Raw genomic sequence first — 11,005 nt, 5'->3', positions numbered from 1 at the left:
CGCGCCGGTGCGCAAGGGTGGCGTATCCTGCGCATTCTCGGCGATGGCATCGATGGCGACGCGGCACTCCAGCACCTCGAAACGATTGGCCGGCACCAGCACGGCGCGCGAGGCTTCGTCCAGGCGGTGGTTGGCGCGGCCGATACGCTGCATCAGACGGGAGGAGCCCTTCGGCGCGCCGATATTGACGACGAGATCGACGTCGCCCCAGTCGACGCCGAGGTCGAGCGAGGAGGTGCAGACCACGCCCCGCAATCTTCCCGCCGACATCGCATCCTCGACCTTGCGGCGCTGCGCGACGTCAAGCGAGCCGTGATGCAGCGCGATGGCAAGGCCGTCGTCGTTCATGCTCCAGAGATTCTGGAACAGCATCTCGGCCTGACTGCGGGTGTTGACGAACACCAGCGTGGTCTTGTTCGCCTTGATCAGCTCGTAGATTTCGGGGAGCGCATGCCGCGCGCTGTGGCCGGCCCAGGGCAGCCGCTCGCGGGTGTCGAGCATCTGTACCAGCGGCGGCGCGGCGCCGCCGGCGACGACGATGTCGGCAGCCTTTTCCTTGCCCTCCGGCTGCGGCACCAGGAAACGCGCGAGCTGCTCCGGCTCGGCGACCGTCGCCGATAACCCGATCGCGCGCATCTGCGGCGCCAGGCGCCACAACCGCGCGAGGCCCAGCGAGAGCAGATCGCCGCGCTTCGATGTCACCAGCGCGTGCAGCTCGTCGAGCACGATGCGCTTGAGCGAGGAAAACAGAAACGGCGCGTCGTCGGAGGACAGCAAGAGCGCGAGCTGTTCGGGCGTCGTCAGCAGAATGTCAGGCGGATAGCGCCGCTGGCGCTGGCGCCGCGACACCGGCGTGTCGCCGGTACGGGTCTCGACCTTGATCGGCAGGCCCATCTCGGCGATAGGACGTTCGAGGTTGCGCGCGATATCGACCGCAAGCGCCTTCAGCGGCGAGATATAGAGCGTGTGCAGGCCGCCGCCGCGCTGCACGGAACGGCCGGTGGAGACGAGGGATTTCGCAGGTGCCGCAGGTGCGGCACTCAACTCCACCAGCGACGGCAGGAATCCGGCCAGCGTCTTGCCAGCGCCGGTCGGCGCGATCAGGAGCGCGCTGGCGTCCTCGCGCGCTTTCTCCAGCAGCGCGAGCTGATGCGCGCGCGGCGACCAGCCACGGCTTGCGAACCATTGCTGGAAGCGGTCGGGCAGCAGCGTCTCGGGCTCTGCCGAAGATTTGCGGATGCGGGGCGGCACGGCAGAACAGGTAAGCCGTGAGGATGGGTTCGTCGAGGGGCGGGCGCTTCGCCTCGCCCCGCTTGCGGGGAGAGACCGGCGCGAAGCGACGGGTGAGGGAGAGTCTCCGCAAGTTCAACTGCCGCCGTCCCCGCGGAGACTCCCCCTCACCCTCCCCTCTCCCCGCAAGAGCGGGGAGAGGGGAAGAGAGAGCCCTACTCCGACATCGGCTTGTCGGAGATGTCCCAGTCCTTGCCGCTGAAGATGGAGATGTAGAGCGTCTTCATCGGCGTGTAGTCGTCGGGCGTGTAATCGTAGGTGACGCCGTCGAGGAAATAGGGCGAGTGGAAGCCCTTGAGGTTGGAGGCCTGCTTCAGCACGTTGGCGCGGGTGAGCTCGTCGCCGCAGCGGCGCAGGATCTCGCCCATCGTCACCGCCTGGCCGTAGCCGGCGAAGGCGATGGTGTTGTCGGGATCGATGGTCGGAATGTACTTCTTGCGCAGCTCCTCGAACGCCATCACGTCGGGGTCCTTCTCCCATTTCGGCAGGCCGACCTCCTTGTTGTAGCGGATAGCGACGATGCCGGCGCAATTGTCGAGGCCGGCGGCGTTGAGGATCGAGCGGCCGGTCGAGCCGGCCGACAACAGCTGCAGCGGCTTCCAGCCGAGTTCGGCGACTTTGCGGATCGACTGCGACGAGGCCTTGCCGGTGGAGATGTTGTAGAAGACGTCCGCGCCCGACTTCGAGAGATTGATCAATTGGGAATCGACCGTGGGATCGGTGAGATCGTAGGTCTGCTCCATGATCACCTGCGCGGTGCCGCCGGCATCGGCCAGCACCTTCTTGAAGGGGCCCAGGAAGTCGCGGCCGAAATCGTCGTTCTGGTAGAGGATGCCGACCTTGGCGTTCGGCTTCACGCTGACGACGTGTCGCGCCAGGATGCGCGCCTCGGTCGGGTAGAGCGGCAGGCCGGCCATGGTCCATTTGAACTCTTTCGGGTTATTCCATTTCGACGCGCCGGTATTGAGCAGCAGCTGCGGCACGCCTTTCGAGTTCAGGTATTTGTGCACGGCGGTCTGCGGCGCGGTGCCGAGCGAGCCGTAAAGCGCCAGCACCTCCTCCTGCTCGACCAGGCGCCGCGTCGCCTCGACGCATTTCGGCGCGCTGTAGGCGTCGTCCATGGTGAGGAACTTGATCTTGCGTCCGTTGATGCCGCCCTTCTCGTTCAGCATCTGGAAATAGGCTTCGCCGATGCGGCCGAGCACGCCGTAGAGCGAGCCGGGGCCGGAATGCGGCACGGTCTGGCCGATCTTGATCTCGGTATCGCTGGCGCCCGCATCGTATTTCTTCTCGGCGGCCCAGACGTAAGGCGCAGGCAGCACGGATGCGGCAATGGTGGCGAATGCGGCGGCGCCGATATCGCGCCGCGATGGATTCTTCGTCATTGTTGTTTTCTCCCTAATGCGCGCATTTTGCTGGGAATGCAGCACGGCTCGCAAGTGGGAAGGCGCAGCTTTGCGACGCAATGACGCTTAAATCGCTTGGCTCTAGCGCCTAGACTCAAGTTTTCTCGGCGACCACGACGAGGCCGCGCACCGGCTCGTTATTCTCGTTGCGCGGCGAGGCCGGCTCCAGCGTGAGCAACTTCAATCCTGCCTTCGCGATCGCTGCGCGCACATATTCCGCCGAATGGGCATAGCGCAGGCCTTCGCCGAGCACGATGCCGTCGCCGTCATGCGTCTCCAGCGTGAAGGCAAGCACGCCGCCGGAGACGAGCACACGTCTGGCCTCGGTGAGCACAGGCGCGAGATCGGAGAGATAGACGAACGCATCCGCGGCGACGACGAGGTTCGCGCTTGTATCAGGCTTGGTGCGCAGGCCCTCGATCATGTCGGCGACCTCGAGCTCGGCATAAAGGCCGGTCGCGCGCGCCTCCTTGATCATGCCGGGCGAGAGGTCGATGCCGATGAAATGATCGACCTGCTTGGCGAAGGCCGCGGCCGCCAGGCCCGTGCCGCAACCGAGATCGATGGTGCGCTTGAAGAAGGCCGGCTTCTTCGCGGCGACGCGCGCGGCCAGCACCGCCTTGAAGATCAGCGCGGGGGCGCGATAGCCGAGATCGTTGATCAGCGCGTGCTCGAAGCGCGGCGCATATTGGTCGAACAGCGCCTGCACATAGGCCTTCGGCATCTCCGTCATTTCAGTGTCGCCGAGCCGCATCAGATGCAGGCCGGCACCGTGCTGATCCTCGGGATCGGACTCGCGCGCTTTCCTGAAGGCTGCGATCGCCTTGTCACGCTCGCCGAGCTGCTGACGGATTTCGCCGAGCGTGAACCAGGCCGAGGTGAAGTTTGGCGCGAGCTCGATCGCCTGCTCGATCAGGTCGGCGGCGGCGGGCAGATCGCCCTTGAGCTGGAGATCGCGCGCGAACTCGAAACGGCGGTCGGCCATCAGATCGCCGGAAGTGAGGAACAAGCGGAGCGGCATTGGGAACCGAAGGATGACTCGAAGAATTGGCAAGCCAGCCTATATGACAGAAATGCGCCCGCAAGACATCCTGCTGCCAACTGCTGACGGCCTGTGCTGCAGGCCCGGCGGCTTCCACATCGACCCCATCCGCCCGGTCGCGCGGGCCGTGATCACCCACGGCCATTCCGACCACGCCCGCGCCGGCCATGGCGCCGTGCTGGCGACGCAGGAAACGCTCGACATGATGCGGCTGCGTTACGGCGAGGATTTTGCCGGCTCGACGCAAGCGATCGGCTACGGTGAGGAGCTCAGGCTCGGCGACGTCAAAGTGAAATTCCACCCGGCCGGCCACGTGCTGGGCTCGGCGCAGATCGCGGTCACGTGCAAGGACACCTGCATCGTCGCGTCCGGCGACTACAAGGATGCGCCCGACCCGACCTGCGTCCCGTTCGAGCTGGTGCCTTGCGACGTCTTCATCACCGAAGCCACGTTCGGCCTGCCGGTGTTTCGCCACGGCGATGCGAGCGAGGAGGTGAAGAAGCTGCTCGCCTCGGTCGCGCTGTTTCCGGAGCGGGCGCATCTCGTCGGCGCCTACTCGCTCGGCAAGGCGCAGCGCGTGATCGCGCTGCTCCGCCAGGCCGGCTATGACGCGCCGATCTATCTGCATGGCGCGATGGAGACGATCACGCATTACTACCAGAGCCGCGGCATCGCGCTCGGCGAGCTCCGGCCGGCGATGGGCATGAAGAAGGCGGCACTCGCCGGTACCATCACGCTGGCGCCGCCGTCGGCGACTGCAGACCTCTGGACGCGCCGCTTTCCCGATCCCGTCACCGCGTTCGCGTCGGGATGGATGCGGGTGCGCGCCCGCGCCCGACAGCGCGGCATCGAACTGCCGCTTGTGATCTCCGACCACGCCGATTGGGACGGCCTCACCGCGACGATCGCGGCGACCGGCGCCGCCGAGATCTGGGTCACCCACGGTCAGGAAGATGCGCTGGTGCATTGGTGCAAGACGCAAGGTCTGCGCGCGCGGCCGCTCGATCTGGTCGGCTATGGCGAGGAGGAAGGCGAGACACCGGTTCAAGACGAGGCCGACGCATGAATCGCTTCGCCGAACTGCTGGATCGTCTCGCCTATGAGCCCGGCCGCAACAACAAGCTGCGGCTGCTGTCGGGCTATTTCCGCGAGGTCGGCGATCCCGACCGCGGCTACGCGCTCGCCGCACTCACCGGCGCGCTCAGCTTCAAGCACGCCAAGCCCGCGCTGATCCGCGATCTCATCGCCTCGCGCACCGACGAGGTGCTGTTCGGGCTGAGTTACGACTACGTCGGCGATCTCTCGGAGACGGTGGCGCTGATGTGGCCGAGAGCCGCGATGGCCGCCCACAACAACCCGCCGCCCCCGACGCTCACTGAAGTCGTCACCACGCTGCGCACGCTCGGCAAGACCGAATTGCCAAAGCAGCTCGAACGCTGGCTCGACGAGCTCGACGAGACCGGCCGCTGGGCGCTCCTGAAACTCGTCACCGGCGCGATGCGCATCGGCATCTCTGCGCGGCTGGCGAAGACGGCGGCGGCCGCGCTCGGCGACAAGGACCCGCATGAGGTCGAGCTGATCTGGCCCGGGCTCATCCCGCCCTATCTTGACCTGTTCGCCTGGCTGGAAGGCCGCGCCGAGAAGCCGGTCAATCGTGATCCCGCGCCGTTCCGCCCGGTGATGCTGGCGCATGCGATCGAGGACAGCGATTTCGCGAGCCTCGATCCTGCCGACTACATCGCCGAATGGAAATGGGACGGCATCCGCGTGCAGGCCGTCGCCGGCCGCGACGACGGCGGCCAGATCACCGCGCGACTTTACTCACGCACCGGCGAAGACATCACCGGCAGCTTCCCGGACCTCGTGCCGTCCCTGCGCCTGCCGGGCGCGATCGACGGCGAGCTGTTGATCCTGCGCGAAGGGCGCGTGCAGAGTTTCAACGTGCTTCAGCAGCGGCTCAATCGCAAGGTCGTCTCGCCAAAGCTGATCAAGGAGTTTCCGATTCACCTGCGCGCCTATGATCTGCTCGGCGACGACGAGAACGATCTGCGCGAACTGCCGTTCGCGGAACGGCGCGAGCATCTCGAGAGGTTCATCGCAAAGCTCGACGATCCCCGTATCGATCTCTCCCCCACCGTTCCCTTCGCGAGCTGGGACGCGCTCACTGCCGCGCGCGCCGATCCCGCAAGCGCCGGCGCCGGCGAGGACGCCGATGCCGTCGAAGGCGTCATGCTGAAGCGGCGCGATGCGCCCTACCTGCCGGGGCGGCCGAAAGGGCAATGGTGGAAATGGAAGCGCGATCCGCACATCATCGATGCCGTGCTGATGTATGCGCAACGCGGCCACGGCAAGCGATCGTCCTACTACTCGGACTACACCTTCGGCGTCTGGACCGGGACCGAGAATGGCGAGGAGCTCGTGCCGGTCGGAAAAGCCTATTTCGGCTTCACCGACGAGGAGCTGCTGCAGATAGACCGCTTCGTCCGCCGCAACACCACGGAGAAATTCGGTCCCGTCCGCCATGTCGTGCACGAGGGCGACAAGGGGCTGGTGCTGGAGGTCGCCTTCGAGGGGCTGCAACGCTCGCCCAGGCACAAATCCGGCGTCGCGATGCGCTTTCCCCGCATCAGCCGCCTGCGCTGGGACAAGCCGCCGCGGGAGGCGGACAGGCTGGAGACGCTGGAACGGATGCTGAAGGAAGAGGCGGCGGAGATTGAAGCGTGAATGGTCACCGCGAAGGCGGTGCGCTCCCTCGCCCGCTTGCGGGAGACGGCGAGAGGGCTGTCTCCGCCTTGGGATTGCCCCAGCGGACAAAGCCCTCACCCGCGCCTTCGGCGCGACCTCTCTCGCAAGCGGGAGAGGTTAAGCGCCCGCGGCCCGACCGAATTCCACCAATCCATCTTCCCAGCGCGCCGAATTAAACTCCGGTAAGCCGATTGACGCGCCGTTACGGGTTCCCCATGTCCCTGGCCGTGCCCTATAATGGGGACGAATCCGAAGGAGTTTGCGATGCCCCCCGACGTCAGAGATTTGCCGGCCGGCCCCAGCGATGGCCTGCACCGCTTTCTCGGCGGTTCGCCGCTGGCGGTCGCGTTTCGCCTGGTGCTGCTCTCGATCCTGGTCGGCGTCGTGCTGGCGGCGATCGGCTTCGATCCCTGGAATATCCTCATCAGCATCCGCCTGCTGTTCCAGCGGCTGTGGGATCTCGGCTTCGATGCCGTGAACTGGCTGTGGCGCTACTTCCTGCTCGGCGCAGTCATCGTGATCCCGATCTGGTTCTTGTCGCGCCTGTTCGGCTCGCCACGCCGCTGAATGGGGTCGGACACAGGGAGCCCGCAGCCGATGCAACTCCGCTTTGTCGGCTGCGGCGACGCCTTCGGTTCCGGGGGCAGGCTCAACACCTGTTTCCATGTCTCGGGTCGCACCGCGAATTTCCTGATCGATTGCGGCGCGTCGGCGCTGCCGGCGTTGAAGCGGCTGGAGATCGAGCGGAACGAGATCGATCTCATTCTCATCACGCATTTCCACGGCGACCATTTTGCCGGCCTGCCGTTCTTGCTGCTCGACGCCCAATTCGCGCGGCGGACAAAGAAGCTGACGATTGCGGGTCCTGAGGGCATCCAAACACGGCTGAACCAGGTGATGGAGGTGCTGTTCGAGCACTCCTCCAAAACCAGGCAGCGGTTCGAACTCGACGTCGTCGAACTCACGCCGGAGCAGAACCGCAGCTTCGGCCCGGTGATGGTGACGCCCTACCCGGTCGTGCACGGCGAATCCGGCGGACCGTTTCTCGCCTACCGGATCGAGGTCGAAGGCCGCACGCTCGCCTACAGCGCCGACACCGAATGGACGGAGGCGCTCATTCCGCTGGCGCATGGTGCGGACCTTTTCATCGCGGAAGCCTATATGTACGAGAAGATGGTGAAGAACCATCTCAGCCTGAAGACCTTGGAACAGCATCTGCCAAAGATCGGCGCAAAGCGCCTCGTCCTCACCCATATGAGCGATCACGTGCTGTCGCGTCTCGACACGATTGAGCACCTCGCGGCCGAAGACGGCATGGTGCTGGTGTTCTGAGATGAACGCACCGCTTCCTCAAAGGGTCGGCTCGCGCCAGGTGTTCGCCATCGCGGGCCCCGCGATGGTGGCGAACCTGACGACGCCGCTGATCGGCGTGGTCTCGACCACGGCGATCGGCCGGCTCGACGATGCCGCGCTGCTCGGCGGCGTCGCGATGGCCTCCGTGATCTTCGACTGCCTGTTCTGGCTGTTCGGCTTCCTGCGCATGAGTACGCTCGCCTTCACCGCGCAGGCGCTCGGCGCCGGCGAGACGCGCGAGCAGACAGTGATCCTGGTGCGCGGCTTCATCGTCGCAGGCCTGATCGGCGGCGCTCTGATCGTGCTGCAGATGCCGCTGGCCGGCGCGCTGTTCGACCTGATGGGCGGCAGCGCGGGCGTCACGCACGCAGCCAAGACCTATTTCATGATCCGGATCTGGTCGTCGCCGTTCGCCTTCGCCAACTACGTCATTCTCGGCTGGCTGGTGGGACAGGCCCGCGCCAATCCGGCACTCGCGCTCCAGGTCGTCATCAACCTCATCAACATGACGGCGACGATACTGCTGGTGCTGGTCTACGACACCGGCATCGCGGGCGCGGCGGTCGCCGCGCTGCTGTCGGAGAGCATCGGCTTCGTGCTCGGCGTCATCGTGTGCCGTCGCCACGCGCATGGCGGCTTTGCCGTGCCGCGCGCGACGCTGTTCGATCGCGCCAAGCTGATGCGGCTGCTGTCGGTGAACTCCGACATCATGATCCGCACCGCGGCGCTGATCACCGTCTTCCTGTTCTTCACCGCCAAGGGCGCGCGCGCCGGCGACGTCACGCTGGCGGCGAACTCCGTACTCAACAATTTCCTGCTGGTCAGCGCCTTCTTCCTCGATGGCCTCGCCAACGCCGCCCAGCAGCTCTGCGGCCGCAGCTTCGGCGCGCGCGATGCAAGGGGGTTTGCCGATTCGACCCGGCTGGTGCTGCTGTGGGGCCTCGGCTTCGCATTGGTGGTCGCGGTGCTGTTCGCGCTGTTCGGCCCTGACATCATCAACTTCATGACGGCGAGCGAGGACGTCCGCCGCGCCGCGCGCGACTTCCTGCCGTTCATCGTGCTGGCACCGATTCCCGGCGTGTTCGCGTTCGGCTTCGACGGCATCTATGTCGGCGCCACCTGGGCGCGCGAAATGCGCAATCTGATGCTGGTCTCGCTCGCGATCTTCATGGGGGTATGGTGGGCGCTGCAATCTCTCGGCAATGCCGGACTGTGGTGCGCGCTGCTCGCGTTCTACCTGGCGCGTGGCGGGTTGCAGGGCGCGCGGTATCCGGCGCTGTATCGGGCGACGTTTTCCTCCCCCTCGCCCCGCTTGCGGGGAGAGGGTCGGGGTGAGGGGGAGTCTCCGCAAGGACGGTGAGAATTGGACCCGCGGAGAGTCCCCCTCACCCGGATTGCATCTCCGATGCAATCCGGCCTCTCCCCGCAGGCGGGGAGAGGCGAAAGAACTACATCCCCGGCCAGTCTTCGGCGGTGAGTGTGGCGGCATCGGCGCCGACGATCTCCGACAACGAATCCCGCCCGGTGCGCAGCAAGGTCGAGGTCAGATCGCGCTTGATCTCGTCGACGAGGCCGAGGCCCTTGTAGACCAGCGAGGAATAAAGCTGGATCAGGCTGGCACCGGCGCGGATCTTCGTCAGCGCGGCGCCGCCGGAATCGACGCCGCCGACGCCGATCAACGGGAATGCGCCTTCGACGCGCACATAGGTTTCCGCGACCATGCGCGTCGACAGACGGAACAGCGGCCGGCCGGACAGGCCGCCCTGCTCCTTCGCGCGCATCTCCTCGCGCAGCGTGCTCGGCCGCGCGATCGTCGTGTTCGACACGATCATGCCGTCGACCCGGCGCGAGCGCGCGACCTGAACGACATCGTCGAGCTGGGCGAGGCTGAGGTCGGGCGCGATCTTCAGCAGCACCGGCGTGTCGCCGGCCTTCTGCCTGACGCGCTCGCGGGCATCGATCACATGTCCGAGCAGATCGTCGAGCAGCGCCCCTTCCTGCAAATTGCGCAGGCCGGGCGTATTGGGCGAGGAGACGTTGACGGTAAAATAGCTCGCGACCGGTGCGAAGGTCTCGATCAGCTTGACGTAGTCGGCGACACGGTCGGGCGAATCCTTGTTGGCGCCGACATTGACGCCGACGATGCCGCCGTTGGCCGCGCGCGCGGCAAGCCGGCGCAGCACCGCGTCCGCGCCGTCATTGTTGAAGCCCATGCGATTGATGACGGCCTCGTCGCGCTCGAGCCGAAACAGCCGCGGCCTGGGATTGCCGGCTTGCGGTTTCGGCGTGACCGAGCCGATCTCGACGAAGCCGAAGCCGAGCCGCAGCAGCGCGTCGGGGACTTCCGCGCTCTTGTCGAAGCCTGCGGCCATGCCGATCGGGTTGGGGAAGTTGAGCCCGAAAGCGCGCACCGCGAGCTTGGGATCGTCAGGCCGCGGTTTCACCGGCGGCAGGAAGCGCAAGCCCTGGATCGCGAGCCGGTGCGCGTCCTCCGGATCGAGCCAGCGCAGCACCGGCAGCGAGAATGCATCGAAAGCGCGGATCACGGGGCGAGCTCCGGAACGTCGTGCCCGCCATCCGAGCGCATGTTGAGGTTTATCACCGAGAGCACGGCGCCGAGATCGAGCTCGCCATAGAGATGCGGAAACAGCTCCTCGTTGCGTGAGCGCTCCCAGCGCAGCGCACTTCCGAGCGCATCGCTGTCGACCTCGACCAGGAACAGCGCGCGCTGGCCGAAATAGTGCTTGCGCAGGGTCTCCGGAACCTGGGGCGCGGTGGAGAAATGGATGAATCCATCGCGCGAATCATCCGCGCTCCCCCGGTACACGCCCTGCCGTTCCGCCTCGCGCCAGGCCGGGGCCGGACAGATTTTGTAGATCTTGACCACCTGTTCCGGCGTCCTGCTTGCTCTTTGAGTCTGTTGGGGTTTTCGGACCCTATGGGCGGACCCGGGGCGCGACCGTAAAGGCCGCCTTCCCTGAACTCAAGAGTTACGGCTGCTCCGATCGGTTGAAATTGGGGCGAGGCTGAAAATTGTTGTTTTGACCCGATTTCTCAACGCGAACCGGCATCCATTTCGCTGGCGAACGCCTTGCCGCCCCCTTGCGCGAAAAACGGAAAACCGGTTGATTTGAGGACAGTTTTCCTGAGTTGCGACGGGCTGGACCTA

Annotated in this window: 10 protein-coding genes; 5 read left to right on the top strand and 5 right to left on the bottom strand. The window is 65.9% G+C overall.

Annotated elements, in window-relative coordinates; translation table 11 throughout:
• From IF809_RS05175 to IF809_RS05165, 3 genes are all read right to left on the bottom strand, one after another.
• On the bottom strand, nt 1-1,251 hold a 1,251-nt coding region (locus IF809_RS05175), incomplete at its 3' end, for a DEAD/DEAH box helicase (protein WP_462837008.1).
• 194 nt (nt 1,252-1,445) lie between these two features.
• A complete protein-coding gene (locus tag IF809_RS05170) occupies nt 1,446-2,675 on the bottom strand; it encodes an ABC transporter substrate-binding protein (protein ID WP_164938926.1) in 1,230 nt (409 codons plus the stop codon).
• Nucleotides 2,676-2,790: 115 nt separating this feature from the next.
• Entirely contained in the window at nt 2,791-3,717 is a 927-nt protein-coding gene (locus IF809_RS05165; protein WP_462837007.1) for a class I SAM-dependent DNA methyltransferase, read from the bottom strand.
• Between the two features lie 52 nt (nt 3,718-3,769).
• Here IF809_RS05165 and IF809_RS05160 point away from each other — a divergent pair, with 52 nt between their 5' ends.
• The 5 genes from IF809_RS05160 (at nt 3,770) to IF809_RS05140 (ending at nt 9,196) form a co-directional block, all read left to right on the top strand.
• Nucleotides 3,770-4,804 carry a ligase-associated DNA damage response exonuclease gene (locus IF809_RS05160; RefSeq protein WP_462837015.1) on the top strand — a complete coding sequence of 345 codons (1,035 nt, stop codon included), beginning with the start codon at nt 3,770-3,772 and terminating at the stop codon, nt 4,802-4,804.
• A complete protein-coding gene (locus tag IF809_RS05155; RefSeq protein ID WP_462837006.1) occupies nt 4,801-6,462 on the top strand; it encodes an ATP-dependent DNA ligase in 1,662 nt (553 codons plus the stop codon). Before IF809_RS05160 ends, IF809_RS05155 begins: the two co-directional genes overlap by 4 nt.
• A gap of 285 nt (nt 6,463-6,747) precedes the next feature.
• Entirely contained in the window at nt 6,748-7,050 is a 303-nt protein-coding gene (locus tag IF809_RS05150) for a DUF6460 domain-containing protein (RefSeq protein WP_453980916.1), read from the top strand.
• Between the two features lie 30 nt (nt 7,051-7,080).
• Nucleotides 7,081-7,815, top strand: a complete 735-nt coding sequence (locus IF809_RS05145) for an MBL fold metallo-hydrolase (protein ID WP_462837005.1) — start codon at nt 7,081-7,083, stop codon at nt 7,813-7,815.
• Nucleotide 7,816: 1 nt separating this feature from the next.
• Nucleotides 7,817-9,196 (top strand): MATE family efflux transporter, encoded by a 1,380-nt coding sequence (locus tag IF809_RS05140; protein ID WP_462837004.1) that lies wholly within the window; start codon nt 7,817-7,819, stop codon nt 9,194-9,196.
• Between the two features lie 88 nt (nt 9,197-9,284).
• Here the strand turns inward: IF809_RS05140 and IF809_RS05135 are convergent, their stop codons facing one another.
• Together IF809_RS05135 and IF809_RS05130 are read right to left on the bottom strand one after the other, a co-directional pair.
• A complete protein-coding gene (locus IF809_RS05135; protein ID WP_453980919.1) occupies nt 9,285-10,382 on the bottom strand; it encodes a quinone-dependent dihydroorotate dehydrogenase in 1,098 nt (365 codons plus the stop codon).
• Entirely contained in the window at nt 10,379-10,723 is a 345-nt protein-coding gene (locus tag IF809_RS05130) for a DUF952 domain-containing protein (protein ID WP_128968806.1), read from the bottom strand. The genes IF809_RS05135 and IF809_RS05130 overlap by 4 nt, the downstream gene beginning before the upstream one ends.
• Between the last annotated feature and the right edge of the window lie 282 nt (nt 10,724-11,005).

It is taken from the genome of Bradyrhizobium sp. UFLA06-24 (assembly GCF_054967145.1).
The sequence above is the reverse complement of the archived record's forward strand: the minus strand, read 5'-3'. Positions and strand labels throughout refer to the sequence as shown.

Coding starts and splice junctions, on each gene's coding strand:
- IF809_RS05170 (WP_164938926.1), bottom strand. CDS start 2,675: ATGACGAAGAATCCATCGCGGCGCGATATCGGCGCCGCCGCATTCGCC.
- IF809_RS05165 (WP_462837007.1), bottom strand. CDS start 3,717: ATGCCGCTCCGCTTGTTCCTCACTTCCGGCGATCTGATGGCCGACCGC.
- IF809_RS05160 (WP_462837015.1), top strand. CDS start 3,770: ATGCGCCCGCAAGACATCCTGCTGCCAACTGCTGACGGCCTGTGCTGC.
- IF809_RS05155 (WP_462837006.1), top strand. CDS start 4,801: ATGAATCGCTTCGCCGAACTGCTGGATCGTCTCGCCTATGAGCCCGGC.
- IF809_RS05150 (WP_453980916.1), top strand. CDS start 6,748: ATGCCCCCCGACGTCAGAGATTTGCCGGCCGGCCCCAGCGATGGCCTG.
- IF809_RS05145 (WP_462837005.1), top strand. CDS start 7,081: ATGCAACTCCGCTTTGTCGGCTGCGGCGACGCCTTCGGTTCCGGGGGC.
- IF809_RS05140 (WP_462837004.1), top strand. CDS start 7,817: ATGAACGCACCGCTTCCTCAAAGGGTCGGCTCGCGCCAGGTGTTCGCC.